Annotated in this window: 21 protein-coding genes and 4 pseudogenes; 15 read left to right on the forward strand and 10 right to left on the reverse strand. The window is 56.6% G+C overall.

The genetic code is table 11. The features are described 5' to 3' along the window. The first annotated feature begins 164 nt into the window (after positions 1-164). The 3 genes from NGR_RS31640 to NGR_RS31650 all read left to right on the forward strand — a co-directional run bounded on the left by NGR_RS31640 (position 165) and on the right by NGR_RS31650 (position 3,485). Entirely contained in the window at positions 165-2,153 is a 1,989-nt protein-coding gene (locus NGR_RS31640; protein ID WP_010875343.1) for a flavin-containing monooxygenase, read from the forward strand. A 139-nt stretch (positions 2,154-2,292) separates the two neighbouring features. Beyond that, entirely contained in the window at positions 2,293-2,787 is a 495-nt protein-coding gene (locus NGR_RS31645) for an Rrf2 family transcriptional regulator (protein ID WP_240545286.1), read from the forward strand. A gap of 173 nt (positions 2,788-2,960) precedes the next feature. Next, the gene (locus NGR_RS31650) at positions 2,961-3,485 is read left to right on the forward strand and encodes a DUF3846 domain-containing protein (RefSeq protein WP_234818824.1); all 525 of its coding nucleotides are present in this window, start codon (positions 2,961-2,963) and stop codon (positions 3,483-3,485) included. A gap of 40 nt (positions 3,486-3,525) precedes the next feature. On the opposite strand, the pseudogene NGR_RS31655 reads toward NGR_RS31650, so the two are convergent. Further along, a pseudogene (locus tag NGR_RS31655) lies at positions 3,526-4,376 on the reverse strand (IS110 family transposase); the annotation flags it as partial. 13 nt (positions 4,377-4,389) lie between these two features. On the opposite strand from NGR_RS31655, the pseudogene NGR_RS31660 reads away from it, so the two are divergent. After that, positions 4,390-4,509 (forward strand): annotated as a pseudogene (locus NGR_RS31660) (IS630 family transposase); the annotation flags it as partial. 272 nt (positions 4,510-4,781) lie between these two features. Then, a complete protein-coding gene (locus tag NGR_RS31665; protein ID WP_010875346.1) occupies positions 4,782-5,006 on the forward strand; it encodes a DUF6429 family protein in 225 nt (74 codons plus the stop codon). 34 nt (positions 5,007-5,040) lie between these two features. Here the strand turns inward: NGR_RS31665 and NGR_RS31670 are convergent, their stop codons facing one another. From NGR_RS31670 to NGR_RS31700, 7 genes are all read right to left on the reverse strand, one after another. Continuing rightward, entirely contained in the window at positions 5,041-5,625 is a 585-nt protein-coding gene (locus NGR_RS31670; RefSeq protein WP_010875347.1) for a plasmid pRiA4b ORF-3 family protein, read from the reverse strand. A gap of 2 nt (positions 5,626-5,627) precedes the next feature. Continuing rightward, positions 5,628-7,286 (reverse strand): IS66-like element ISRsp1 family transposase, encoded by a 1,659-nt coding sequence (locus NGR_RS31675; RefSeq protein ID WP_010875348.1) that lies wholly within the window; start codon positions 7,284-7,286, stop codon positions 5,628-5,630. A 45-nt stretch (positions 7,287-7,331) separates the two neighbouring features. Then, positions 7,332-7,679, reverse strand: a complete 348-nt coding sequence (gene tnpB / locus NGR_RS31680) for an IS66 family insertion sequence element accessory protein TnpB (RefSeq protein ID WP_010875349.1) — start codon at positions 7,677-7,679, stop codon at positions 7,332-7,334. Between the two features lie 2 nt (positions 7,680-7,681). Next, complete coding sequence (gene tnpA, locus NGR_RS31685) at positions 7,682-8,116, reverse strand: IS66-like element accessory protein TnpA (RefSeq protein ID WP_010875350.1); 435 nt, start codon at positions 8,114-8,116, stop codon at positions 7,682-7,684. A gap of 346 nt (positions 8,117-8,462) precedes the next feature. After that, on the reverse strand, positions 8,463-9,674 hold the full coding sequence (locus NGR_RS31690; protein WP_010875351.1) for a Gfo/Idh/MocA family protein: 1,212 nt from the start codon (positions 9,672-9,674) through the stop codon (positions 8,463-8,465). A gap of 1,215 nt (positions 9,675-10,889) precedes the next feature. After that, positions 10,890-11,147 (reverse strand): hypothetical protein, encoded by a 258-nt coding sequence (locus NGR_RS31695; RefSeq protein ID WP_010875352.1) that lies wholly within the window; start codon positions 11,145-11,147, stop codon positions 10,890-10,892. 103 nt (positions 11,148-11,250) lie between these two features. Then, on the reverse strand, positions 11,251-11,994 hold the full coding sequence (locus NGR_RS31700) for a sulfite exporter TauE/SafE family protein (RefSeq protein ID WP_010875353.1): 744 nt from the start codon (positions 11,992-11,994) through the stop codon (positions 11,251-11,253). Between the two features lie 856 nt (positions 11,995-12,850). On the opposite strand from NGR_RS31700, the pseudogene NGR_RS31705 reads away from it, so the two are divergent. From NGR_RS31705 to noeI, 8 genes and pseudogenes are all read left to right on the forward strand, one after another. Next, positions 12,851-13,660: pseudogene (locus NGR_RS31705) on the forward strand (radical SAM protein); the annotation flags it as partial. Positions 13,661-14,130: 470 nt separating this feature from the next. Next, positions 14,131-14,721 carry a nodulation N-acyltransferase NodA gene (gene nodA / locus NGR_RS31710; protein WP_010875355.1) on the forward strand — a complete coding sequence of 197 codons (591 nt, stop codon included), beginning with the start codon at positions 14,131-14,133 and terminating at the stop codon, positions 14,719-14,721. Further along, entirely contained in the window at positions 14,718-15,365 is a 648-nt protein-coding gene (nodB, locus tag NGR_RS31715) for a chitooligosaccharide deacetylase NodB (protein WP_010875356.1), read from the forward strand. Before nodA ends, nodB begins: the two co-directional genes overlap by 4 nt. A gap of 14 nt (positions 15,366-15,379) precedes the next feature. Continuing rightward, entirely contained in the window at positions 15,380-16,621 is a 1,242-nt protein-coding gene (gene nodC, locus NGR_RS31720) for a chitooligosaccharide synthase NodC (RefSeq protein WP_010875357.1), read from the forward strand. Between the two features lie 151 nt (positions 16,622-16,772). Further along, complete coding sequence (gene nodI, locus NGR_RS31725) at positions 16,773-17,804, forward strand: nodulation factor ABC transporter ATP-binding protein NodI (RefSeq protein ID WP_010875358.1); 1,032 nt, start codon at positions 16,773-16,775, stop codon at positions 17,802-17,804. Between the two features lie 3 nt (positions 17,805-17,807). Beyond that, positions 17,808-18,596, forward strand: coding sequence for a nodulation protein NodJ (gene nodJ, locus NGR_RS31730; protein WP_010875359.1), 789 nt, complete (start codon positions 17,808-17,810; stop codon positions 18,594-18,596). A 98-nt stretch (positions 18,597-18,694) separates the two neighbouring features. Further along, positions 18,695-20,737 carry a nodulation protein NolO gene (nolO, locus tag NGR_RS31735; RefSeq protein ID WP_010875360.1) on the forward strand — a complete coding sequence of 681 codons (2,043 nt, stop codon included), beginning with the start codon at positions 18,695-18,697 and terminating at the stop codon, positions 20,735-20,737. 196 nt (positions 20,738-20,933) lie between these two features. Beyond that, positions 20,934-21,665, forward strand: a complete 732-nt coding sequence (gene noeI, locus NGR_RS31740) for a 2-O-methyltransferase NoeI (RefSeq protein ID WP_010875361.1) — start codon at positions 20,934-20,936, stop codon at positions 21,663-21,665. 448 nt (positions 21,666-22,113) lie between these two features. Here the strand turns inward: noeI and NGR_RS33935 are convergent. After that, positions 22,114-22,188: pseudogene (locus tag NGR_RS33935) on the reverse strand (adenylyl-sulfate kinase); the annotation flags it as partial. Between the two features lie 449 nt (positions 22,189-22,637). Here NGR_RS33935 and noeE point away from each other — a divergent pair. Both noeE and NGR_RS31755 read left to right on the forward strand, forming a co-directional pair. Next, complete coding sequence (gene noeE / locus NGR_RS31750; protein WP_010875362.1) at positions 22,638-23,897, forward strand: nodulation protein NoeE; 1,260 nt, start codon at positions 22,638-22,640, stop codon at positions 23,895-23,897. A 260-nt stretch (positions 23,898-24,157) separates the two neighbouring features. Beyond that, entirely contained in the window at positions 24,158-25,261 is a 1,104-nt protein-coding gene (locus NGR_RS31755; protein WP_010875363.1) for a calcium:proton antiporter, read from the forward strand. 228 nt (positions 25,262-25,489) lie between these two features. Here the strand turns inward: NGR_RS31755 and NGR_RS31760 are convergent, their stop codons facing one another. Continuing rightward, entirely contained in the window at positions 25,490-26,563 is a 1,074-nt protein-coding gene (locus NGR_RS31760) for a rhamnan synthesis F family protein (protein WP_240545246.1), read from the reverse strand. Between the last annotated feature and the right edge of the window lie 87 nt (positions 26,564-26,650).

Consider the following 26,650-nt stretch of genomic DNA (forward strand, 5'->3'; position numbering starts at 1 on the left):
GGCGACCTTCGACTCGCTTTATCAAGCGCGATTTGGATCAGACATTCGGCAGCTTGCTTGTCGGATCTTCCCTAATGCCGATTGCCGCAACCACGCCGAAGCCGAGGCAGTAAACTTAGCGTCTGGCGGGGGAGTGGATATATGCAACAGGAGGAACTTAAATCATGGCTCACTCTTCGGACCTCGCCCTGTTCCGCCACCGCATCGCCGAGGCACTCCCTTCGGCCAATGTTCCAACCCTATTACTCCTTCTGTATCAGTTCACGGGAAAAGAATACTGGCTCACCCCACCGTTTCTTCCCGTAAAGAGTGTCTGGGGCGACAACGATTCAGGGGGCCTCGCGGCCGAATTACAGACGGAGATTCGTAATGCAGCACTGGACGCCATCATCTGTTGGCACAGCGGCGCACCAGTCACCAAGCAGGACCTGTCGGAAGAAGAGTTGATCCGCATGCTGACTGTGTCGGAGGCCGAGCCTATCCCGCCAGAATACGCTGACATGATGCTTCATAAGCTACGGAGATATGCAGGCGCCATTCCGGACCCCGTGTCCTTGCCGAAAGGATTTCGTGTACTCATCATCGGGGCGGGCATGTCCGGTGTCGCAGCGGCAATTCGGTTAAGACAATTGGGCATTTCCTACATCCAGGTCGAAAAGCAAGACAGCACCGGCGGGGTCTGGCACGCACATCACTATCCTGGCTGTGGAGTGGACACGCCGGGGCATCTCTACTCGTACACTTTTGCCAGTGGCAACTGGAGCACGTTCTTCCCGTTGCAAAAGGAAATCGACGACTATTTCAACCGTGTTGCCCGCGACTTTGGGATCGAGAGTTCCATCCGCTACGGCACGGAGTGCCTGGTCACCCGCTATGACGAAGAGAGCCTAACTTGGCACTCCCGGTTACGCCTGCCCAACGGCACGGAGGAAACCCTCGTGACCAATGTGGTCCTCTCGGCCGTGGGGGGCTTCACCACGCCGAAATGGCCCAACCTTTCGGGCCTGCGCAACTTCGACGGCCCGGTGGTGCACACCTCGAAATGGGATCCAGAAGTCGCGCTCGACGGTAAACGTGTGGCCGTGATTGGCAATGGCGCTTCGGCAATGCAGGTTGTTCCCGCCATCGCAGATCGGGTGGGTGCGTTGACAATCTTCCAACGCTCACGTCAATGGGTGGCGCCCTTCCCGAAATTTCAAAAACCGGTCCCGGAACCGATGCAGTTCTTGTTCCGCGAGGTGCCACACTATGAATGGCTGTACAGGCTCCGCCTGAGTTGGATTTACGACAGTGAAGTGCATGAGGCCCTGCAGAAGGATCCGGCCTGGCCGCATCCGGACCGTTCCGTGAATGCGGTTAACGACCGCGACCGCGAGGCTTACACACAATACATCGAGGGACAGCTGGCGGGGCGCCCTGATCTTATCGCCAAGGTCATCCCGTCGTACCCTCCATTCGGCAAGCGGATGCTCCTGGACAACGGCTGGTACAGAACCCTACTAAAGCCGCATGTTACGCTGGTAGACGGAGCTGCTGCGCGTGTTGAGGGCAGGTCGATCCATGCGATTGATGATGAAACGCATGAGGCAGACCTTATTATCGTCGCCTCAGGCTACGATACGACACGATATCTACTTCCGGTTGAGGTAATCGGACGCAATGGTCGGACGGTACGCGACGTCTGGGACGATGATGACTGTCAGGCTTATCTTGGCACCGTTGTGGCGGGGTTCCCAAATTTCTTCATGCTCTATGGTCCCAATACGGCGCTCGGCCATCGCGGCAGCTTCATCTTCACGATCGAGAGCCAAATCGATTATGTACTAAGTGTTCTGCGCCAGATGGGCGAGAAGAGACTTGTCGAAGTAGAATGCCGGCAAGATATATATCAACATTACAACCGGAAAATCCAACAAATGCACCAGCAGATGATCTGGAGCCATGAGGGTATGTCCACCTTTTTCCGCAACGACCGAGGCCGAATCGTGACAAACAGCCCTTGGCGTCTGGTCGATTATTGGAACTTGCTGAAGGAGGCGGATCTCGATGACTACCGTACCATGCCGCAAGTTGATTCCCGATTAGAGACTTCGGGTGTACCGCGAGAGGGCGTTCAACGCCCCGGCTCGCGCCTCCGGCGTCGACCTTCTTGACGCGGCGGCCTACGGTCAGCAATCAAATGGCGACCGCCGGGGTGAGCCCCGCTTCGGCGGTGATATCGAGCGTCTGATCGGCACCCAGACGGGAAAAGTCCGCCTCCTGCCAGGAACGACGTTCGTGACGGAAATCGCCATGCGCAACAAAATTCCGAAGAAGTTCCTCGACACGATCCTCCTGGAGCTTCGCAATGTACTCTGCGTTCGAAGAAGGGTCCACATGGCGGGTATTCGCCTCTCGAAGCCGGCCTCCGAGATCATGATCGGCCAAGTCATCCGCGCGCTTGACGGACCGCTCGCTCCCATCCACTGTGCGAGCAGAAGCGCCTTCGCGTGCGATGATTGCAATGATCCGGTCTACCGTCAATCGGTGCTTGTCATCTGCCATCGTGGCAAGAAGCTCGGCTATGGCGTTGCAGCCTGGCTTCGCAATGCCTCCCGCGTTGAGCTCAGTGATGTCAGCAGACGAATCATTGCGCAACACCAACTGCGCATATCGCAACGACCCAGGGCTCACCAATACTGTCCGGCTTCGCGTCGGAATCACCGGAATGAAATCGAAATGGGTGGCCCGCTTCGTTTCGGAATCATTGTCCGACTGGACCGGCACACGCAGTCACTCGTGAATTAAAACCAAAAGCGCAATACACTGATGTGCTTGAACGCAATCCGTCCCACATTCCATGGTGTGGATAGGCCCCATACAGAAAATCGATTTTCCCAATCTTGGCAAATGCTGCATAGCGAAACACCACCCGATGTGCGCTTCACGCCGCTGTTTGATCCTGTGACGGATGCCTTTTGTTGGGTCACGCCATTTATGACAATGAGAAAGGCTGGGACATGAAGAATGTCGCATACCTCTTAGACCCGGAGACGACACTCTTTCGCACCGTCGAGGTTGCCGACGGCACCGGACTTGCGCCAATCTTTAGTCTGCTCGGTTGCCGACTGGTGCAGATGATCCGCTTTGATGACTCGCATGCACTATTCTTAGATGACGAAGGACTGCGGGATGGGATAACAGCCTTCACTGTTTTTGCCTCCTACCCTCAGCCTCTTGGTGGGAAGATCGTTCTTATCCGAGGTGATGGAAGCGAACCTCATTTTTCCCCCTCGATAAAAATCGAGGACGCTGCCGTTCATTTCAAATGCTGTCGTCCGGTGCTTGACCCAGTTTTTGTCACGGCAGATGATGCTACTCCGAAGGGTCTCATCCTTCCCGGCGCTTTGGCAGACTTGAAAGTTCGAATCGAGCAACGTCCGCCCATGCTTATGGACGGAAGGCATGATGTATATCGAGCTCGCGGAGACGGCTTGAACTCTTAGAGCGGGATGATTTAGGCGGAATCGGCATTGGGATGTGTCGTCACGCTGGTTTCATGACCGCCCCCTCAATGACAACGCCGGCGGTCGCATATTTCCACAGCGCGACCAGCAGCTTGCGGGCAAGCGCGACGATCGCCGACTTCCGCAGGCGACCGTCATTGCGCGCGACCCGTTCCTGGAACCAGCGGGGGAGATTCGATGCCGGCTGATGGCGCAACCACAACCAAGCGAGTTGGATCATCGTTGTTCGCAGCCGCGGATTGCCTGCCTTTGAGACACCTTCCTCGCGATCGATCGATCCGCTGCGCCATGGGGACGGCGCCAGCCCCGCATAAGCGGCAACCTGTCTCCGGTTGCCGGAATGCCGGAACAGGCCTTCCGCACGGAGAACGGCCGCGAACTCCGGACCGATCCCTTTGAGGTCCAGCAACATCGCCGTCACCGGCGCCGGGTATTCGCCGCCGGTACGGCCAACAGCGCGTCCCGCTCGGCCTCCACCACCTTGATCGGTTCGAGCAGCAATTCGAGACGGTCGAGCTCCCGGCCGATCTGGGCCTTCATGCAGGGAGCACGGCCATCGCCGGTGCGAAGTTCGTCCCGGCGATCACGCCGATCACGGCGCAACGGCTCGTAGTCCCGCATGCCCTGGCTGACGAGGAGGCCCTTGATGCGGTTGACATGGACAACCCGTTCGGCGACCCGCGCCTTGCGCTCCCGGCCAATCCGGCGACGATCCTCGTCCTCCGGCGTCGGCACCCTGACCATCGAACAAACGCGCGGTTCTCCCCGCTTCCAGGCCATCAGGGTGCGGACCAGTACCTCGCCATCGAGCCGATCGGTCTTGGCGCGTCGGTGGCGGCGGGCCACCGCAACCGAGGCGGCATCGACAATGACTTTCGATCAACGGCGCTGGCGTGAGACGGGCAGCGCCGCCGCCGGCCAGATGGGCGGGCACAAGCCGCGGGCGATCGCCGGTGAGCATCGGGCATGGCTGATCGAGCGCTGCCGTGCGCAGGCATTCACCAACAGTTCGAGGATCAACACATCCGGCAGACTGGCAAATCAGCAGCCTGACCATTGTCCACCCCAAGGGGCGCACTCCAATGACGGATCTAAAATCATCCCGCTCTAGACAGAGCCGAGGTTGCCAATCACCGGCGCAGGAGCAGGATCCGCTCGCCCGATCCCGTTTCCCCGGCGAAACAGCGAAGAGGTCTATGGAGACGAGTGCCCTTATCGTATCCATCCGAGGTGGGCCGCGGGACTTGGGGGTCTCGCGCGTGGTAGGATAGCAGAATGGAGATCGACGAGGACAAAATCGATGACGCGGTGCTGGCACTGTTATGGCTGACGCTCCACAACGAGCGTTGCGCCTGGAAGGGATTTGACTGGGCGACGACGGACCGGTTGCATGAGAGGGGACTGATCTGTGATCCGGTGAACAAGTCGAAGTCGCTGGTGCTGACGGACGAAGGTCTACGGCGCTCGGAAGAACTGTTCCGCCGGTTGTTTACACGGTAAAATCAACTTTCGGCCTTCGGCCACAGCCCGGCGTTCAGGTTTTGCGGCGCGCTTTTCGGGCCCATTTTGCAGCGAGGTCATCGACGGCTTTGTTGAGCTGCGAGAAGTTGGCGGCGGCGGAATCATAATCGCTGCTGCCGCACCATTCGAGGGTTTCGGCATGTCGCTCGTGCGCCGGGTCTGCAAGCGCCTCGCAGAACTCCTGATAACCCCATGGACCACCAACGTCTTCGGGCGGGCAGTGCCCCGTTGCTTCGAGAAGCATCGGTCCTTCCGTGCCGACCGCAGGAAAGGTGCGCTCGATCTTGATGCTGTGTTCCCAGCCGTCGCCAAAGTCGTAAAGGTATTTGAACGATTTCGCACCGGTGTCCTGGACTGCCGACAGCAGCGAGACCCTGCGGGCATCGATCGGACCATCCCCCCATTCCTCGTCAGGCAAACCAAAGCCGACGTCACGCATGCGGAATTCGTAAAGGTGGCTGTTGGTCCAGCCCATCGCCGCCTGCAACACCTCGTGCAGCCGACTGAGCCTGATGGTGAACGGCACGACAACGCGCCGCATCACTATCGGCTCGACATGATCGAGGGTGACCTTCAGGCGGACGACGGAAGCCACCATCGTCAGGCCGCCAGCATGACGGTTGCCGCCGATGCACGTTTCCACTCCCAGGGCAGCAGTTCGTACAGGCGCGTGACAGGATGGTCGGCGATGCGAGCCAGCACGTCTGCAAGCCATGCCTTCGGGTCGATATCGTTGAGGCGGCAGGTGGTGATGACGGTCAGCATGACAGCGGCACGATCGGCCCCGCGCTGAGAACCGGCGAAGGTCCAGTTCCGTCTTCCCAATGCGACACTTCTCAGCGCCCGCTCGGCTGCGTTGTTCGTTAAACAAACTCTCCCGTCTTTGAGGAAGAGAGCAAAGCCCTCCCAGCGCTTGAGCATGTAATCGATCGGCTCGATGACCTCGGACGATCTGCTGAGCATGGCGCGTTCCTTCGTCAACCACTCGTGCATGTCATCGAACAGTGGCTTGCTCTTCTCCTGCCGCACAGCCAGTCGTTCTTCGGCGCTCAATCCGTTGATCTGGCGCTCGATCTCGAACAATTCGTCGTAGCGCTTGACGGCTTCCAATGCGATCGGCGAGATCGGCTTGCCCCTCCGTTTGCGATCCCGCGCATTCTTCTGGATATCGGCCAGCTCAAAGAATTTCCGCCGCGCATGCGCGTGACAAAAGGCGAATGTGATCGGGACCGCTTTCGTTGCGGCAACAGCGATCGGCTCGAAGCCATTGTAGCAATCGCTCTGCAGAATGCCGCCGTATCCGGCCAGGTGTTTCTGCGGATGTTCGCCGCGCCGGTCACTCGACGCATAATAGATTGCGGCTGGCGGCGCCGTTCCCCCGAATGGCCGGTCATCGCATACGTAAGTCCATATGCGTCCGGTCGTGCATTTGTCCCTGGCCTGAATGGGAATGGTGGTGTCATCACCGTGAAGACGCTCGGCCGCGAAGACATGCGCCTCGATCAGATCGAAGACAGGCATGAGAGCGGCTGTTGCGTACCCGACCTGGTCGGCCAGCGTCGAGGTCGAAAGATCGATCCCCTCGCATTTGAACCGGGCACTCTGCCGGTTGAGCGGGCTGTGCATGCCGAACTTGTCGAACAGGATCGTCGCCAGCAGGTTCGGCCCGATAAAGCCGCGCGGCGTGGCATGGAAGGGTGCGGGCGTCTGACTGATCGCCTCACAGTCGCGGCAGGTGAACTTTTCCCGCACCGTCTCGATCACTTTGAACCGGCGTGGGATCTCTTCCAGCGTCTCGGTGACGTCCTCGCCCAGCTTCGACAGGCGCGAACCACCACAGCAGGTGCAAGTCGTCGGCGGCTCGATGACAACACGTTCGCGCTCGATATCGTCCGGCCATGGTTTGCGCACCGGCCGTTTGCGCGTGAACGAACGTACGCTCGAGGTTCTGGCGCTTGCTGCTTGTGCCGCGACCTCATCCTCCGTCGCCGCCGCCACGAGTTCCTCGAGCTGCAGTTCCAACTGGTCGAGCAGGCGCGCCGTGCGCTCAGAGCGCTGGCCCCGCAACTCGCGCCTGAGCTTCTCGATCTTCAATTCCAGAGCAACGATCAGCGCCTCGTTGTCAGAGAGCATCGCCTGCGCATTGGCGGCTTCCGCTACTGCGATAGCGTGTTTAGCCTGCAAGGCTTCATGCTCGCCACGCAGCGCCAGGTAAGCGCCAACAACATCCACAGGAAGATCGACAGGCTTTGAGATCATGAAGCCATTCGATCAGATTTCCCCTGTATTTTCAATAGAATAATGCTAGCCGACCTTCGTCGGCCGCCAGGTTTCCTGAGGATGCCTCCAGTCGATTCCGGACAGAAGATAACTGAGCTGCGCGGGTGATATCGCTATCGCTCCGCCTTCGGCAGAAGGCCAGACGAACCGGCCACGGTCCAATCTTTTTGTAAAAAGGCAGCTCCCCTGGCCGTCACTCCAGATCACTTTTAGCAGCGATCCGCTGCGACCGCGAAACACAAAAAGATTGCCGTCCAAAGGGTTCAGTTTCAGCACCTCCTGCACCCGCAACGCAAGCGATGGAAACCCACACCGCATGTCCGTATGGCCCGTTGCAATCCACACCCGCACATTTTGACCGGAAGGAAGCATGATCACCGCAACGTCTCCAGCCCCCGCATGATCCGCAGCAGCGCCTCAACGTCGACGCTGCCGTCCACGACCACACGACGGCCGTTCGCCGCAACAATCTCCATGCGGCCGGAAGGAGACGCCACCGGCTGCTCCATCGCAGCAGGTGGAGTGACCTGCTTCACCGGCACAAAAGTTTCCGGCATGACGAACGCCGGCACAAAACCATCGGTTTGTTTCTGGCCGTGCAAACCCTGGCGAACCGATTTGCGCCAACGGTTCAACAGGGAGCGACTGATGCCGTACTGACGGGCCGTGGCCGACGCACGGCCTCTCCCGGCAAAGCTTTCTGCGACAATCCGCAGCTTCTCATCTTCCGTAAATCGACGCCGCCGTCCGGTGTTGATCACCTCAAGACGGCTCACCCGAGACCCGCTGTCTCCTTCAAAAATCTCCATGTTGGCAACTGTCCTTATGCATGGGAATAAGGACAGGGTCTGAACAGTTTTACTCAATATGCAAAGGCGGTCGCGCTCGGACGGATACCCCTTATCTGGCGCGCCTTCCGGACAATCGGAGCCGAAAGCATCGTGATCGGGCGAAAGACTAGCAGTGCTCAAAGACGCTTCAGCCAAACATCGGGCGCCCGAACTTTGGCCGCTCAGCCAGGAATTCCTGCGCGACCTGACGTTTGAACTCGACGCTGTGACTTCGGTGTTTTGCCATGGGCCTTCTTTCCGAAAACCCGGTAGGCCGGTCAATTCGTCATCCGGTCTGTCCACCCCAAGGGCCGCACTCCACAGCTCAGCAAAAGTTGGGAATGGATTCACCGTTTATCGAAACCCAAGATCCGCCAGATTCGTGGCTGTCGGCACAAGCATCGATGAACAACATACCTTTGAGCCCGTCCTCAACCCCGGAAAGCTCGACGCTATCTTTCGGGAGAGCATACCCTGCGCGGCGTGCGGCTACCGCCACGCCAGCCTCGGCATAGAGATTTGCCCATGCATCCACTAAAGCTTCGCCATGTCCCCGCGGTAGATGTATCAGGCGTTCTGCTTCGGGTACTATTCCACTACCGTGGCCTCGCACAAAAATCTGCTCCTGCTCCCCTAAAGGAACATAGCGCAGCGCTTCAGGTTTTTCCTGATCCCACTCAAGCCCGCCTCTGTCGCCCCACACGCGAATTCGAAGACCGCAATATTGGCCAGGAGCAGCTTGCGTTACCCAAAGGATCCCAGGTGCACCATTCTCGAGACGGAAAGTGACGTAGGCGGTGTCTTCCATCGCCTTCACAGCGCCACAGGTGTGAAACTCAGCCCTGAGCCTGGCAATGTCCTGTCCGGTCAGTGTGTGAAGGAGATGATAAGCGTGCGTGCCGATATCTCCGGTGGCCGACGCGCGGCCCACCTTCTCGGGATCTTGCCGCCACATTGCCCCCTTCGCGTCGGACGAGAAGGGCGCTGTCGCCCACTCCTGAACATACTCCACATGGGCCTGCCGGACCGTGCCGACGGCCCCATTTCGGATCATGTGCTTAGCTTGGCGAACCATCGCGTGATGTGCATACGGGTAAGTCATGATGACCAGGCGATCCGTCGCTCTTTGTAACTCCACGAGTTCTCGGGCGTCGGAAACTGTTGTGGTCATAGGCTTGTCTAGTATTACATCAATGCCGGCCTTCAGAAATGCCGTCGCGATCCGATGGTGTGTCCAGTTTGGCGTCACGATCGAGACTGCCTCTATACCATCGTCCCTTGCGGCTTCTGCTGTTGCCATAGCGTTCCAGTCGCTGTACGACCGGTCCGGCGCTATCATCCACTCTGCAGCCGAAGCGTGCGCGTTTTCCGGGTCCGAAGAAAGAGCTCCCGCAACAATTTCCCAGTGGTTCGACAGCCGGGCCCCAGCGAAATGCCATCGTCCAACAAGCCCCCCCTTTCCGCCGCCGATGAATCCTAAGCGCAGGCGTCGTCCGAGCAGCGGACTCCGCAGATCACATTTTCCAGTGAAGACCATTGAGCACTCCTTGTCTATTTTTCTACAACGTTATCGGCGGCAAGCCATTGCAAGGGACTGATCCTCGCACAGCACCCACTGTTAAACGCCCTCGCGGCCGTTGCTTTCCTATTTGCCGCCCCCTTGCTGTTCGGATCCTCGTTGCCCGGGGAAGGCTGACGCACCCCGAACTGCACTCTTGCGGGTTAGTCCTGCATCCTCCTCACAAGTCCTCAACTCGGGCATTTGCGGGTTAGCCTGCATGTATCATGCCAACGAGAAATCGTTTCCAAACAAGAAGCTGCCTCTCGACACGCCTATGTCGTGTATTCGACATCGTCGCGAATCGGATACGCCGGTTCCAATAAGCAGCGTCGACTGAAGCAATCTTCGGCAATACCTGTCGAGATTGCAGCCGAATTCGCCGCATCGGTTTGCGGGATCGAAGATAGCTGGAGTGGTCCGGACTCCGGCGGCGCGAACAGCTCAATCGACACGGTTTGACACCAATGCACTCAGGACTTCCGCGGCAGTGACGAGGGACCGCCTGACATCCTCCTCAGAGAGGTGGCCAACGCGCTCTGACGATATTCGAAGACAAACCACAACGCCCTGCATATATGAACTTGCGACACCAGTCTGTTCGCGCACATCGCGGATGGTGTCAATCGAGCGGTCTAGGAGGCCGCTTATTTCATAGGGGTTGAGTTTGTCGACCTCGTTTGCCGCGCTGAGCAAATCTGCAATGAGATCCGCCGTTAAGCTCATATTTGAAGGCAATGTAGAAACTCCGAAATAGTCACATGCCGAGCCCTGCCGGGCAGAAAGAGCGACTGCTCCCCGCAGCCTTCTAGATGGGCGCCGCGTAAACGGGGCCATGGTTGCCCCAACTGCCGGCAAAACTCATTCACGCAATGATTAGGTCAAGTGTAACGTACAGGACGGCTACATCTGCCCAAACCTGTCCACCCTTATGGACAACCGGATTCTTGTACATGCCGAACCGATGATGCTTTCCACGGGTAATCCTTTCTTTGAGCCGCAAAACGGTTTCAACGCCAGCACTCTGGAACTGTTCTAATATCGATGCAAATCAAGCGTGGTCGTTTTTGCAGCATTGCTAAGGCCAGTAAAATAAATATTTTGCATCACGATTATCCGCACTTTGGATATGGCGCCGACAGCCTGCCGTATTGGCAGAGAGCTGTCCGATGACCCGTGACGCCGAGCCTTATCTTATGAGCGGCGACCGCTCTCGAATTTGCGATGTTCTTTAGAGATCGCGCCATTCAGATTCGTGGCGACGAGGTTGACGATGGCGGCAAGGTGGTTTTCGGGACGCTTGGCATATCGGGCATCGTACACGACAGAGTGGCTGTCGGCGTCATGATGTGCTGAATTGGACGTCTCGACCTTCGGCGCAAGCGCGCCAGCCACGTTCCAGGTACCGTGCTGGTGAGGAGTTCGGTCATCGGAGATTACATTCAGCGACAATTGGCCCTCTCGGTCTTAGCCGCGGATGAGAATGGTGCGCCTTCGCGCGTGCTCCTGCGTGATGCTGGGCAAAGGTTTTCCGTGCAAGCAAATGGGCACTCCATCACCAAAGCAGCTTGAGGCCTGATACCATCAGAAGCACGGAAAGAATGACGCGAAGCCAGGAAGCGGAAAGATATCGGCTTCCGATTAAAGCGCCTATCGATCCACCTGCCGCTACCGCAATCAACCACCACGGGAGAAAGTTTGGAAGTGCATTCCAGGAAGCGCACGCTCCAATCAAGGCAGCGGTTGAGTTCATTAAATTATAAACGGCCGTGGTTGCAGCAGTCTGATGTGCTGTTCCCCAATTCTTGAAAAGGATCACTGGTGCGAGGAATACGCCGCCTCCGCTCCCGGTCGTGCCCGAGACGAAACCGATAACAGCTCCCGTGATCAATGCAGCGTGTAGTGGCGGCGTTTTCGGAATGGTTATGACCAAGGCGCTCTTGCGAAGCGCGGATCGCGCCATTTGAATGGCGGAAACTACCAGGATCAGCCCGAGAACCGGGTGATAGACTCTCTCGGGAAGGTGCACTGAGCCACCGAGAGCCGAAGCCGGAAAGCCCAGAATTGCGAAAGGATACACGTTACGCCAGGACACCTGCCCCACCTTCAGGAATTGGGCCGTGCCGATCGCTGAGACCATCAGGTTCAAAGCAAGAGCTGTCGGCTTAATGGCCAACGGCGAAAAGCCAGAAAGCGCCATGGCGGCAATGTAGCCTGATGCGCCAGCTTGTCCGACTGCTGCATACGCCAGTGCAATGACGAAAAAAGCTATTGCGAGCCCGATTGCTTCCGTGTCCATTGCTGTTTTAGCCTCTATGAGAATCCGAGCATGCCAGCGCGTGAAGGTGCGGCAATTTTGTAGTCGCGGAAAGCGGGGATCCGACGATTAGTTCAAGTTGCAGAATGGCCAAGGCTGCTTTCACAATGCTATCAATTGCAATAAATGGACCATGTCGGAATTCTTCCCCACCGTCGCTTGCTATTTCGTGTTACCGCTTGGCCGGCAACCATCCATCCCCTCTCAACGCTCGGATGCGTCTCCTCTTGTGGGCTGCCGACGCCGCATTCATCTGCTCACCGTCTCAGCGTTCTGCTGTCTGGTCCACAACTTGACCACGGAAGGACCTCAACCCGACTGTCTGCTCCTCAGTGGCAGAAATGCAACGGCGGGGTGCAACCCGGCGGGCGCCGGGATAACGGCTCCGCCTAGCCTCCTCCTCCGCGAAACAGCAAGGCTACTGGCGTTTGTTGGATATTCAACTGAGCTACTTCTGAACAGCACCATTCTCCACCTTCGCCAAGGCGTGTCCCCGGCAGCAAGCTCACGCAGGTAGCTCAACCTCTGCAGGAATTTGCCGTCGGCCTTTGGCAAGCAAAATGTAAATCGATTGCGTACAACTCTGTCCCGTTTGTCGAATCCGCGACAGAGATCATTTTTTATGTCCCTTGTTGTTTCGGTCTCGACTAAGGAATTGAAAAGTACCGGCTAATCTGACCGGCAATGTTCTCGACGCAACTGGTTGGATTTTGAGATCCTCGTCGAACGGCAGCGGGGCCTGCTGAGTGGCTTGAGCGGGAGGCCATAATGGCTGACGGCGAAAAGACAGGCGCGGCAACGCGTTTGATCAAAAGTGTCGCGCCGCTGACCTCCACTCTTGCAAAAGTACTGCGAGGCGCACCTACCATGGTACACGATCGACTATACCGGATTTCTCCGCAGCCGTCGGCGCTGAAGCTAGTAAGGGGTGGCTGAGGAACTTGCCGGCGTCAGATCCGGTGTCGTTGTATCTCCACATTCCGATCTGTCGGTCGATGTGCTGGTATTGCGGATTTCCCAACAGCATAACTCGTCGAGACGCATCGATCCTCGACTATCTGACGGCGCTAGTGAGGAGATAAGTTTGGTAGCAGCCCAAGCGCCGCAGGCGCTGCCCGTGAGCGACGTGCACTTCGGCGGTGGAACACCAACCATCATCAAGCCAGAAGATTTTCTGGCTCTGATGGATCTTCTGCGTCGCAGTTTCGCCTTCAGGAAAACGGCTACCATCGCTGTCGAGATCGAGCCGCGCACCTTCACGGCCGAGATGGCCGAAGCCTTAGGAGCGGCCGAGGTAAGCCACGTGAGCCTCGGCGTGCAAAGCTTTGATCCCATTGTTCAAAAAGCAACCAACCGGGTCCAGAGAAAGGCGCAGACGACCGCGGCTATTGAAAACCTGCGCCGGATTGGGATAAGTCGCATCAACTTCGACCTCATGTACGGCCTCCCGCACCAGACCGTGCAGTCCTGCGTTCAGAGCGCGACGGCAGCGGTCGCAATGCGCCCCGACCGGCTTGCGGTATTTGGTTACGCCCACGTTCCATCCTACAGGAAAAATCAGCGCCTGATCGACGAGACGGCACTGCCTGATATAGCTGCCCGAGCCGAACAAGCCGTGGCTGTGGCCGAAACGTATCTGCCGAACGGCGCGGGAGCAGTAGCGGTATTAGCTTCATTGCCGTTGGCGGCCAAGTCTCAGCCTGTTCTTTGATCCAACTTCCTTGTTTTCGAGAGCGTGGCCGCACGCCCATGATTGGCGGGCCGAAGCTGATGCTCCCGCCGCGGTGTCGGGTTCGTTCATCAACCGTTGCTAGCAGGGAGACTTGGGCCGGGTGTATCCACAGGATGAATGGCTATAATCCAAACAATCAATTTTACGGATCCATCCAATCACTATTAGAAGATGCTCACGTTTGAAGAAATCAAGTGTGTCGCTGGTAGAGATTTGCGAGTGATACGGGAAGGTCGGGAAATGTCCCCCACTCACTGTGCAGGTAATAACAACCAACTTGGTCCGCAATGCGGGTTCGACGACAGTGTCGGGCGTCCATCGACCCCGGCCATTTCGGACGTTTGATGTACGTTTCAAGAAGCAGCAAGATGTGGAGTTCTTTGGATATGCGTCCTCAGATGCGGTGGAAACTGTGCTGGGAAAATGAGCTGGAGCTCTCCGACCACACTGAACTCGCTGAGTTCTTCCGGAAGACCTATGGACCGACCGGGACGTTCAACGCAAGACCATTTGAAGGTGGGCACAGTTGGGCCGGAGCAAGGCCGGAGCTCCGTGTAATCGGCTACGACGCTCACGGAGTGGCTGCTCACATGGGGCTGTTGCGCCGCTTTATCAGGGTGGGCGATGCCGATCTGTTGGTGGCGGAACTGGGTTTGTGGGGGGTTCGCCCGGACCTCGAAGGACTCGGGCTCAACCACTCCATCCGCGTCATGTATCCGGTGCTGCAGCAGCTTGGCGTTCCGTTCGCATTTGGCGCCGTTCGCCACGCGCTGTACAAGCTTGTGGGCAGACTCTGCCGAAACGGTCTCGGGACAATTGTGGCTGGCGTTCGCGTGCGGTCCACCCTTTCAGATGTCTATCTCAACCTGCCGCCAACGCGCACTGAAGACGTACTCGTTGTGGTCTTTCCGATTGGACGTCCAATGAGCGAATGGCCATCCGGCACACTGATCGAACGAAACGGTCCGGAACTATGAAACAGCTTGACTATCTCCGGACAGTGCCCAGAAGCGGCACTGGGGCCCCGAGCGTCTACCTGACCTTTGACGACGGTCCTAACCCGGTTTTTACCCCTGAGGTCCTCGATGTGCTGGCCGAACACCGTGTCCCGGCGACTTTCTTCGTCATCGGGGCTTATGCTAAGGACCGGCCGCAACTCATCCGACGCATGGTTGCGCAAGGGCACGAGGTCGCCAACCATACAATGACCCATCCGGACCTGTCTGCCTGCGGACGTCGGGACGTGGAACGCCAAGTACTCGAGGCGAACAGGGCCATCAGGATGGCCTGCCCCGAGGCTTCGGTGCGGCACATACGTGCGCCTTACGGAATTTGGAGCGATGACGTGCTGACAACATCGGCAAACGCTGGACTGGCGGCTGTGCACTGGTCTGTGGACCCGCGGGACTGGTCCCGCCCCGGTATCGACGCAATCGTCGATGCGGTACTCGCCTCGGTCCGGCCCGGTTCAATCATTCTCCTGCACGATGGGTGCCCTCCCGACGAGTTGGCGAACACTGACGCCAGTTTTCGCGACCAGACGGTGGCGGCGTTGTCTCGTCTCATCCCTGCCTTGCACGACCGCGGATTTATAATCCGCTCGCTTCCTCAGAATCATTAAACGGACGGTTTTTCATGGATCTGCTTGGCACGACCGGCGCCGTAGCCATCTCCTTGTATGCAGCACTCTCGACGGCTTACAAAGGCATGCAAGCTATATACGCTTTGCCAACAAACACCACAGCTGCGTCAACGCCCGTGACCGGCTCCGGTGCACCGCCGAGCGTGGATGTTATCGTACCCTGCTACAATGAGGATCCGCGCGCGCTCTCGGCGTGCCTAGCTTCCATTGCAAAGCAGGACTACGCTGGAGAGTTGCGGGTCTACGTGGTTGACGACGGTTCTGGCAATCGCAACGCCATCATACCTGTACACGATCATTATGCGTGCGACCCGAGGTTCCGCTTTATCCTGATGCCAAAGAACGTCGGAAAGCGCAAGGCGCAGATTGTCGCGATACGGGAATCATCGGGAGATTTGGTGCTCAACGTTGACTCGGACACGACCATTGCGCCGGACGTAGTCACGAAACTTGCCCTGAAGATGTACAGTCCCGCGGTCGGCGCGGCGATGGGTCAGTTGACGGCCAGCAACCGCAGCGACACATGGCTGACGCGGTTGATCGACATGGAGTACTGGCTCGCCTGCAACGAGGAACGCGCAGCACAGGCTCGCTTTGGAGCCGTTATGTGTTGCTGCGGCCCGTGTGCCATGTACCGGCGGTCCGCACTCCTATTGCTGCTCGATAAATACGAGACGCAACTGTTTCGAGGCAGGCCAAGCGACTTCGGGGAAGACCGCCACCTCACAATCCTCATGCTGAATGCAGGCTTTCGAACCGAGTACGTTCCGGAAGCCATCGCGGCGACGGTCGTTCCAAACTCGATGGGCGCCTATCTGCGCCAACAACTGCGCTGGGCACGCAGCACGTTTCGCGACACATTGCTCGCGCTCCGCCTACTGCCGGGCCTTGATCGCTATCTTACGCTGGACGTGATCGGACAGAATCTTGGTCCGCTGCTCCTAGCCCTCTCGGTCCTGACGGGGCTAGCACAGCTCGCTCTGACGGCCACAGTGCCTTGGTCGACGATCCTGATGATTGCATCTATGACAATGGTCCGCTGCGGCGTGGCGGCGTTTCGAGCGCGAGAGCTGCGATTCCTTGGGTTTTCGCTGCACACCCTCCTCAACGTCGCTCTCCTGCTCCCCCTCAAAGCATATGCGTTGTGCACGTTGAGCAACAGCGACTGGCTGTCGCGTGGTTCCCCGGCTGCCGCACCCAACGGCGTAAAGGATTCTCCTGAACCCCATTGCTAAAACAAGCGCTGCGGAGCCGTCTGAAACTGCGGCACCCGCGTCGCTGGCTCAGTCTTGCGCAGCTTGCGAGGCTGCTGACATCAGTCAGTCACTGCGGTGACGGTAGCCGGCTATGCCAAACAGGCAAGCGAATTTAAGATAGGACGAGAAATTGCAGCTATTGACTCGAGCAAATGTCTCAAGCTCACCGTCGCGGCGGCCTGAGAGCAATGCACTCAAGCAGAAGTGCCACGGGCATAGCAATGCGGATAATTCGCTATCTCGCTCCAAATCAGATGTGGCAATCGAGCTTACCAACGTCAGTAAGTCTTATGGCGACAAAGTCGTTGTCGACCAACTGTCATTCACCATCACCTCAGGAGAATGTTTCGGCTTGCTGGGACCGAACGGTGCGGGCAAAAGCACGGTATCGCGTCTGGTTCTCGGCCTGGCACCGCCTGATGAAGGCACGATCACAGTGCTCGGAGAGCCGGTGCCAGCCCGCGCGCGTTTGGCGCGCAGCCGCATAGGGGTGGTTCCGCAATTCGACACACTTGATCGCGAGTTCACGGCGCGCGAGAACCTACTGGTGTTCGGACGTTACTTCGGCTTGCATACTCGCGAGCTCGAGGAAGCCATTCCACCACTGCTCGATTTCGCTCGGCTCGAGAGCAAGGCGGATGTACCCGTGGCGCAATTATCCGGCGGTATGCAGAGGCGGCTGACGCTGGCTTGTGCGCTGATCAACGACCCGCAGCTCCTGATACTGGATGAGCCGACTACCGGCCTCGATCCGCATGCTCGCCACCTAATATGGGAACGGCTGCGGTCCTTGTTGGCGCTTGGCAAGACGATTCTACTGACTACCCACTTCATGGAAGAGGCGGACCGATTATGTGACCGCTTGTGTGTTATCGAGCACGGACGGAAGATCGTGGAAGGCCGCCCTCACGCGCTAATCGACGAGCAGATCGGGTGCGACGTGATTGAGATCTACGGCGGCAATCCGCGGGAGCTGACTTCAGTTGTCGGACCATATGCTCAGCGTGTCGAAGTGAGCGGTGAGACGCTGTTTTGCTATTCTTCCGATCCAGAACAGGTGCGCTTGCAATTGCGCGGGCGAACCGGTCTACGCCTATTGCAGCGTCCACCGAATCTCGAAGATGTGTTCTTGCGGTTGACCGGGCGCGAAATGAAGGACTGAGCGATGTGGAAACGTTACGCGGCGGTCCTACCCGCCAATCCTTGGAATTGGATTGCGGTGTGGCGCCGTAATTACATGGCATGGAAGAAAGCCGCGATCGCTTCAATTCTTGGTAACCTCGCCGAGCCCGTGACTTCGCTGTTCGGTCTCGGCTTCGGCCTGGGTGCAATGGTGGGTCGCGTCGACGGCATTCCATATGTCGCGTTCTTGGCGGCTGGCATGGTTGCAACAAGCGCAATGATCTCCGCGACGTTCGAGACTATTCACGCGACCTTCGCTCGCATGCAGGCAAAACGAACTTGGGAATCAGCCCTGTGCACCCAACTCACGCTCGGGGACATCGTCCTCGGTGAACTGGCGTGGGCAGCCAGCAAGGCGTTATTGGCCGGGACAGCAATGATGCTCGTTGCAGCCACAATGGGCTTTGCATCGTGGCCATCCGTTCTCTTTGCCTTGCCAGTGATCGCACTCACGGGGTTCGCCTTTGCAAGCCTGGCGATGATCGTCACAGCGCTTGCGCCCGGTTACGATTATTTCATATTTTACCAGACGCTCTTCCTCACACCCATGCTGTTTTTGTCAGGAGCGGTCTTCCCAGTCAGCCAACTGCCCGACATTTTTCAGAAGCTATCGCATCTGCTGCCGCTGGCACATTCAATCGAGCTCATTCGTCCAGCGATGCTAGATCGCCCAGGCGGAGGCGTCGCTCTGCATATCAGCGCGCTTTGCATATTTGCAGTGATGCCATTCTTCTTATCTGTGGGACTGCTTCAGCGGCGTTTGCTGTCCTGACCTACGGCAGAAAGAGCACTGCTTGAGCTTAGCAAACGACTAAATTCAGTCGGAGCACATGGCCTACCTGTTACAAGTGACGAGAGATTGGAGACAACATGCTGTGTCTAGGACTTAGTGGCGGTCTAAGCAAGATTCACGAAAACTCGCTCGATCTGCCGAATACATTTATGCACGACGGTGCAGCGGTTCTCGTCCGAGACGGCCAAGTGATAGCTGCTGTCGAAGAGGAGCGACTTAACAGAATCAAACATTCCAACAAGCTGCCGCGCCGGTCGATTCAATACTGCCTTGAATACGCCGGGGTTCAACTCAGCGACATCGACTGCATCGCGTATTATGCAACCGAGGCGTTTTGCAATGCTATGCTCGAGCGCCTGCTCGTTTCTCAGTCGCACATGTCAATACCGTTGGATGCCAAGCTGTTGTTGCGTGGGTTGCTCGCGCAGGAATTTGGTACTGAGGTCGATCCGTCGCGAATCTCATTCGTAAGCCATCACCTGTCGCACGCCTGGAGCGCGTTTTCTATGTCTGGTTTCGAACAAAGTCTCATCTTGACAATTGATGGCGGTGGAGACTTCGCCTCGGGTCTTTTGGCGGTAGGATCCGGCACGGAAGTCAAACCGCTTGCGACATTTCCGGAGAGCGATTCTTTAGGGCTTTTGTACCTTGAGACCATAAAATATCTCGGTTACGGCATGTTTGATGAATACAAGGTCATGGGGCTTGCACCGTACGGCGACCCCGCTCCCCATCGCGACCTCTTCGAACAGTTCTACGAGCTATTAGACAACGGTGGCTACCGGATCTATCTGGACCGGATTGGTCCCACGCTGCTTCGCAGCATTGAGGTACGCCGAAAAGGAATGCCGTTCACTCAGCAGCATAAAGATTTAAGTGCTTCGTTGCAAGAAGCACTCGAACGGATTGTGTTTCACGTTCTACGGCATCACAGCGAGATCACCGGCATAAAGCGCTTGAGCTTGGCCGGAGGAGTAGCTCACAACTGCACATTGAACGGCAAGCTGTTGCGCTCGGGAATCTTCCAAGACATCTTCGTGCAACCCGCGGCACACGACGCTGGCTGCGCATTAGGCGCTGCATTGATGATGTCTAATGAACTAGGGCAGTCCGCACCTCGGGAGCGTTTGCAGGAGGTCTATTGGGGTCCTGATCTCGGGAGCGACCGCGCCGTGGAGCAGGAATTAATAGCATGGGGCGGCCACATTGAAATCGAACGCTGCGATGATGTGGCCAGCAGAGCAGCCGAGTGGATCGCCGATGGCGCCGTGATCGGCTGGGTGCAGGGACGATCGGAATTCGGACCGCGTGCGCTTGGCAACCGTAGCATTCTTGCCGACCCTAGGCCAGCCACAAACAAGGATCGGATCAACGCGATTGTCAAGAAGCGCGAAGGCTATCGCCCCTTTGCGCCATCCGTGTTGGAGGAGGACGCCAACGAGTTCTTTGAATTGCCAGATAGCAGGCAGGAATTTCCCTTTATGAATTTCGTAGTGCCTGTGCGCGAATCGAAGCGCAATCTGCTCGGTGCCGTCACGCATGTCGATGGTACGGCGCGCTTGCAAACAGTATCGCGCAACATCAATCAAGCGTATTGGGAGGTCATCAACGCCTTCAGGAAACGAACAGGTGTCCCGATTCTGCTCAACACGTCCTTCAACAATAATGTTGAGCCGATAGTGGATTCGGTTGCGGATGCGGTGACCACATTTTTGACCACCGACTTGGATGGACTCGTGGTTGGGTCATATCTCATCAAGAAGCGGACTGCGTCACCGGAGGATTGGAGTAGACTTGCGCTTTCGTTGCCGCCTTATTCAAGCCTCCATCAAGTGCGTGCATTTACGGCGTTAGATCGCCAAGAGACGGTATGCGAGATCCGCACGGGTCCCTCCAGCCGAGAAGCCGTGCGGATTTCATCCGAGTTGTTCGAACTGCTAATGCGGATTGATGGAGAAGCTCCGCTCGGCGATATCTTGGACCTCATCGCGCCCAATCAGAACCAGCGTGAAGCGCTCCTAAATGAACTGCGTGGGCTTTGGGAGCAGCGTAGCGTGCGACTGCATCCAATGCGCGCCGACTCTGCAGCGGAACCACTATCAAGTCCAATCAATCTGTAAAGCGGTGCCCGCCTATGACAATCGCGGTAGTTCCGTCCCTCTCCTTCACCCATGCTGGTGGGGCCGAGACGCTCATGAGTGATGGCGCGGCATTTGACAGCATACCCTTGAGGATTCACCGAAGCGCGGCACGAGCACTCAATGCCTCACCAGCGGTCAGCACCCGCAACTGCAATCAATATTGAGGTGTAATTTCATGGAAGTAGGACGGTATCTTAAAGAAGGCCTGCTAATCTCTCTTCAGCAACGCCTTCGCGAATTTGCGGAGGGCATAAGAAAGCCAACGTCTTCCTTGAAGGTCCATCGACAGATCGTTTCGCTCCTTGAAAAGCCTGACCCCGTGATTCTGGACATCGGTTGCAATGATGGAAGCGATGCGCGACGCTTTCTCCAGCTTCGTCCGAAGGCCCAGCTTTTCTGCTTTGAGCCAGACCCCCGAGCCGCTGCTCGCTGTAGGGAAAACATGGGGCCTTTGGACAGGATGAGGCTATTTGAAGTCGCGATCAGTGATCGAAACGGCAGAATCGATTTCCACCCCAGTAATGGAGATGGAGACGCAAAGGAATGGGATCTGTCAGGCTCAATACGCCAGCCCAAGAATCACCTTTCCGAATATCAGTGGGTCCGGTTTGACGGACCCATCTCAGTTGAGACTCGGAGACTGGACGATTGGTGCAGTGAGGCTGGCTTGGAGAGTATCGACCTGATCTGGATGGATGTGCAGGGGGCCGAGTCCGACGTCATCGCTGGCGGCAAAGAGACTCTAACCAAGACGCGCTTCATCTACACTGAATATAGTGACCAGGAGCTGTATGAAGGTCAACTGCCCCTGCGCGCAATTCTTGACCTACTGCCTTCGTTCGAATTGGTGGCTCAGTTTCCACGCGGAGTGGAGGGTGACGTTTTGCTCAGAAACACGAAGCTTTAGCACCAGTCGGCTTGTTCTCTTCCATGTTGCGGGCTGTCCCACTGGTGCGCATCACATTTGCCGCCCTTGCTGCTTGGGAACGACTGCCCGGAGAAATGCTACTTCAGTTGCTTGGGGGTGTCGTGGAAGCGGGATGGGGAAGAAGAAGCGGGAGATATTCATGATGCCACATCCGTCCTCACCGCTGGGCGAGCTAGAAGCGCGACCCAACTCGCCCTTAATATTCATCACGTGTGGTTCTGCGGGTGACGGAAAATCCATGCTGCTTTGTCAGCCGCTCCACCCAAAAACCGGTCGTTAATGATCACTGCCTGGCATCGGCCCCAAGGGAAAGGCCAGCGGCACTACTGGCAGTGAGATTGACCTCGTCTCGCCGCTCGACGGGTATGAAGCGCGGTGCAAAAAGGGGCCTTAAAGACGGCGTGCCCCATCGTCATCTCGAAATCTTATCGACAAGAATTTCGATGAACCCTCCTTCGTCCATCATCTCGCGCGCCATGCGCCGTTCGCGGCGGAATGGAGATTTGCGACGGACATGAGGGCTGAGGCCATCATTTTGATGGGGTTGACGAGTGCGTTTCGTAAACATTCCACTGTGGGCCAAAAAACCTATGCTCGAATGCGTTCCCGATGTCAGCACATTGGTTTCCTCGTTGGGGCAGAATGCAGTCTGCACCATCCCAGATGTCGAACTTCGCACGCGTTTTCGTGCTTCGCGCCATCATCCAAAGCATGGATGTGTTGCATTGGCAGAAACGATTTGACCGGGCTTGCGAGAACCGCGCATAGCAGACGAAGGTTAGAAGAAGTCCGGCGCATCAGGATGGCTATCGGTCTGTGCCGTGGTTCTGAGGAAGAATTCTCCGGTGTACACCACTGTAACCAACCGGTGGCGCACGCCCAGTGGCTCGATCAGAAACTCACGCGCGGCGGGTATGTGTTCTCACAAGCATGCATAAGGAATCGGAACTCATGAGCCGCGATGTCAGCCCTCTCCCTCTGATCTGTTTTCTCCTCGGCATCCCCCGCTCGGGGACCACGCTGTTGGCGCATTTGCTCCAGCAGCACCCGGACATCACAGCCCCGCCTGAGCCCTGGCTGATGTTGGCACTCGAGGCATTTGGTAGAGTGGACCACCGTCACCCAGCAGGGGCATCACTGATCCAGGTTGCGGCGTGCGAATTCTTGGGGCGGATAGATCGCATTAGCGTCAGCCGAGTTTTTGCCGATGCCGCTTACTCTCAATACTTAGCAGCAGCGGGCAAGCGCACGTTGATCGACAAGACTCCGCGGTACTGGATGGTGCTCGACTATTTGCATTCCCTGTATCCAGAAGCACCACACATCCTTTTGTTGCGTAATCCATATGCGATTGCGGCATCACTGAAATCGACGTGGGGCGTTCCGTTCGTTTCAGAAAGGTGCCCGCCGACCAGTGTATCCTGTCTCGCCGAGCTCGTAACCGGCACGCCTACTGCTGCTGTCGCACTGGCTCTCGCCGATCTCGTGCTAGGCCTACCCGCGCTTGCGATGCAACGCGGGCGCCGGCACACGCAAGTCGTACGCTATGAACGCTTGGTTGAGCGCCCAGACGAGGAAATCCAGCGCGTGATCGCTGGGCTCGGCTACGATCCAGCCGGCATTGTATTTGCAGGAGTTGAGCAAACGGAATATCTCCGGCTAAGTAGCTTTGGGGATCGACGGCTCCTGAAGAAAAAGGCAGTCGACAACCGCTCAGTCGAAACTTGGCGAACCGAACTGACCATCGAAGAGATGCAAACAGTAACCGATCTAGTCGGCGCTGACCTATTGGTGGAACTCGGTTACGAGCAGTCACTTCAGCACGCAAGAGACGCTGGGATCGTGGACAGGGGCAAAGCGGTAACGGAACGATACCGTCGGGTATTTCAAACCTGGTGGGACTTACGTCGTGGCGAGGGAGAAGGCATTCCCGCCGGTGCGTGTGAGTACAACAGCATCTTTCAGCAAGCTGAAGAGGACAACACCATTAGCTCCAGCTCCTCCACACTTGGAGAAGCGCAACGGCTGCCCGAGTTCAAATTAGGTGAAAACCTGCAGCTGGGCGCATCAATGGTGGCTCAGCTGAAACGGGCGCTCATGGCTTCCGAGGATGACCGAGCCACACAGCTAGAAGCGCTTCGCAATCGCGATGCAGCGATCGAAGCGTTGCGACGCGAGGTCGTGCGCCTCGAGCAGAGCCTCACAAAATAGGAGACCTGGATTGGACTGTGGAGCCTAGCTCCGTGCACCTTCAAGTACATGACAGCCTTGACGCACCTAATCACATGAAAGGCACGGCAGGCAGAGCATACTTCTTGCATCTGCAATGAGGGGCGGTTGACGCCAAACTCGACGGCTCGTCTAGAGTCTGACTAGACTTGGCGAATCTCGCCCGACTTTCCGAAGCCTTAGTTTTGTTACGCCGATTACCGCGCAAGGAACCACGCATACTCATCACCAGGGGATGGAAAATGAAATCAAGATTGCAGGTCAGGTCCGCACACGTCCCGCTGTGGTCTTGGATCATTCCGCTCTTCGGTTGTGTGATCGCGGCTATGACATTGGCGCACGTGCTGCCGGAACGATCCGTCGTACTTCTGTTGATGTCGGCCGGCTTGCTAACAGGTGCGGTCTTTGCTTCCGTACATCACGCCGAAATTCTTGCCGCTCGGGTGGGCCAACCTTCTGGAGCGATCCTCCTCGCCGTCTGCGTGACAATCATCGAAGTGGCGATCATAGGTTCTTTGATGCTTTCCGGCGCGGAGGGAAACGAAGAAGTCGCGAGAGATACGGTCTTTGCCGCCGTGATGATCGTGCTCAATGGCGTCATCGGCCTCTGTCTCGTGCTTGGCGGCCGACGCCATCGCGAGCAGTCGTTCCAGTTGAATGCCGCGTCGGCGGCACTGGCGGTACTAGGCACACTCGCGACACTGTCTCTCGTGCTGCCCAATTTCGTCACCGCGGGAAAACCACAGCAGTTTGCTGCAATACAGCTTGTCGTCATAGGACTTGTGTCTGTGGTCCTCTATGGTGTGTTTCTGTTTGTGCAGACTGTTCGCCATCGCGACTATTTCATCGATGATGAAGACGCCGCTTCGCCTCCGGCTACCCATGAGACCCCGCGTAATCCGCTAGCGGCCGGAGCCTTGCTTGTGCTGGCCCTCATTGCAGTCATCCTATTGGCAATGCTACTTTCTTATCCGCTCGACAGCGCCGTCGAGGCGCTGGGACTGCCACAAGCCGTCGTGGGCGTAACTATCGCGGGAGTCGTTCTGCTGCCAGAAGGGATAACCTCTGTCAAAGCGGCTTTAATGAATCGTCTTCAAAATAGCATAAACCTCGTACTCGGATCTGCGCTTGCGAGCATTGGGGTGACAATTCCAGTAGTAGCTGCCATATCGGTCGCTCTTGGACGAGATCTTGCTTTGGGTCTCGCGCCACAGAACCTCATTATGCTGATCCTGACGCTGTTCGTCGGTACGATCACACTGGGAACGGGCAGAACGACCGTACTACAGGGCGCCGTTCATCTGGCGATATTCACGGTATTTCTCTTGCTTTCGGCCATTCCATGAAAATTCAATAGCAGTGGTCTGCCGCATTTCAGCACGCGCCGTCTCCTAAAATGGTCGACCTCAGGAATGTGCACATCACTTCGCTGCTGCGTGACTCCCATTAATGCGGACGTAAGGCATCAAGAGCCCGTTCCAGCTGCTCTAAGGGGCATAACCAGCGCCTTAATCTACGTGGCTGATTTGATAGTGTGATTATTCACGCTTCCGACGACCTGGATACAATATCAACTACCTATCCCAATTGATCAATTCTTTTTGAATGACGGCGTCAATCTCTTTAAGAAACCCTCCCTCAATTATCGCTTTTCGTTGTGCGACAAAGCGTTTATCGCGATTCTTTTTAATGATTGGAGAGTTTAACTTGCGAATGAGAATCTCTGGGTGAGCGTCAAGAAAATGGAAGAAAACTCGGCTATTAGGAACGTCTATCGGTAATGCATGGGTGTCACCTCCTTTTGGTGACTCATTTTTATACGCGCTCCAGAACGTATTCTGGTCATATCCCAACGCGGAGATATAGTAATCCAGGACGGGACGGATATTTCGAACTTCGATATTTTTAAACGCCTTTAATATATCCTCAGGCGCGTAAAGAGAGCTGATGCCGAAGCCCATCAACTGAAAATTTTTGGTTAATTTTATTTCAAGATTCCTAATGACATTGCGTTTGTCATTGTACATTGGTATTTTACGCCAATACGCTAGAAAGCGACTATCAGAGACAACCTTTTCACCGAAACGATAAAAATATGATTGTAGATGATGGTTCTTGGGGAACTTGCTTTTATTGTTATAAAAAACGCCTACTATATCTGACCTAGATTCGCGACACCTATCAATAAGATCACAGTCTTTCCGTATGGGAAACCATACACTATCATTCATCACAAAGAGGCTCTTAGGATGAATTGAACGCTTATGAAGCGCGAGAATTCCATCTCGATAGCCGCCAAAATCATAGCCAATATTCTTACGTTCAATGATCAGATGGCAATATTCACTCAACCGATTGCGATCGTGCTCCAAAACCTTGCGGTTGCTGACGATAACGACGCCCAGTCCTTTCGAGAGCAGGTGCTCTAATTGTAAAAAAAGCGACTCTAGAAGCCCACGTGGTTGGTAAATGAGCAAAATAGCCATGTCCGCCGAGACTGGTTTTCTACCTTCCGTTATCGTGTTTCCTGCCGACCCAACCCGATCATAACTGATCCTTCTAGCCTGGCCCATCCAATAGTCGGGGAGCCCCTTGATTTGCACGCCGATACGGTTGATTTCACGGTAAATTTTTGACGTATGAATCATGTGTCTTTCATTTCTACACTGGTTATCAGTCTGCGGGTTGTGCCATAGAAACAAGCGGCGACTAAGGGTTTGATCCATAGCACTGTG

It is taken from the genome of Sinorhizobium fredii NGR234 (genome assembly GCF_000018545.1).
GTDB classification, from domain to species: domain Bacteria; phylum Pseudomonadota; class Alphaproteobacteria; order Rhizobiales; family Rhizobiaceae; genus Sinorhizobium; species Sinorhizobium fredii_A.

Coding starts and splice junctions, on each gene's coding strand:
- NGR_RS31640 (WP_010875343.1), top strand. CDS start 165: ATGGCTCACTCTTCGGACCTCGCCCTGTTCCGCCACCGCATCGCCGAG.
- NGR_RS31645 (WP_240545286.1), top strand. CDS start 2,293: ATGCGCAACAAAATTCCGAAGAAGTTCCTCGACACGATCCTCCTGGAG.
- NGR_RS31665 (WP_010875346.1), top strand. CDS start 4,782: ATGGAGATCGACGAGGACAAAATCGATGACGCGGTGCTGGCACTGTTA.
- NGR_RS31670 (WP_010875347.1), bottom strand. CDS start 5,625: ATGGTGGCTTCCGTCGTCCGCCTGAAGGTCACCCTCGATCATGTCGAG.
- NGR_RS31675 (WP_010875348.1), bottom strand. CDS start 7,286: ATGATCTCAAAGCCTGTCGATCTTCCTGTGGATGTTGTTGGCGCTTAC.
- tnpB (WP_010875349.1), bottom strand. CDS start 7,679: ATGCTTCCTTCCGGTCAAAATGTGCGGGTGTGGATTGCAACGGGCCAT.
- tnpA (WP_010875350.1), bottom strand. CDS start 8,116: ATGGAGATTTTTGAAGGAGACAGCGGGTCTCGGGTGAGCCGTCTTGAG.
- NGR_RS31690 (WP_010875351.1), bottom strand. CDS start 9,674: ATGGTCTTCACTGGAAAATGTGATCTGCGGAGTCCGCTGCTCGGACGA.
- NGR_RS31700 (WP_010875353.1), bottom strand. CDS start 11,994: ATGGACACGGAAGCAATCGGGCTCGCAATAGCTTTTTTCGTCATTGCA.
- nodA (WP_010875355.1), top strand. CDS start 14,131: ATGCGTCCTCAGATGCGGTGGAAACTGTGCTGGGAAAATGAGCTGGAG.
- nodB (WP_010875356.1), top strand. CDS start 14,718: ATGAAACAGCTTGACTATCTCCGGACAGTGCCCAGAAGCGGCACTGGG.
- nodC (WP_010875357.1), top strand. CDS start 15,380: ATGGATCTGCTTGGCACGACCGGCGCCGTAGCCATCTCCTTGTATGCA.
- nodJ (WP_010875359.1), top strand. CDS start 17,808: ATGTGGAAACGTTACGCGGCGGTCCTACCCGCCAATCCTTGGAATTGG.
- nolO (WP_010875360.1), top strand. CDS start 18,695: ATGCTGTGTCTAGGACTTAGTGGCGGTCTAAGCAAGATTCACGAAAAC.
- noeI (WP_010875361.1), top strand. CDS start 20,934: ATGGAAGTAGGACGGTATCTTAAAGAAGGCCTGCTAATCTCTCTTCAG.
- noeE (WP_010875362.1), top strand. CDS start 22,638: ATGAGCCGCGATGTCAGCCCTCTCCCTCTGATCTGTTTTCTCCTCGGC.
- NGR_RS31755 (WP_010875363.1), top strand. CDS start 24,158: ATGAAATCAAGATTGCAGGTCAGGTCCGCACACGTCCCGCTGTGGTCT.
- NGR_RS31760 (WP_240545246.1), bottom strand. CDS start 26,563: ATGATTCATACGTCAAAAATTTACCGTGAAATCAACCGTATCGGCGTG.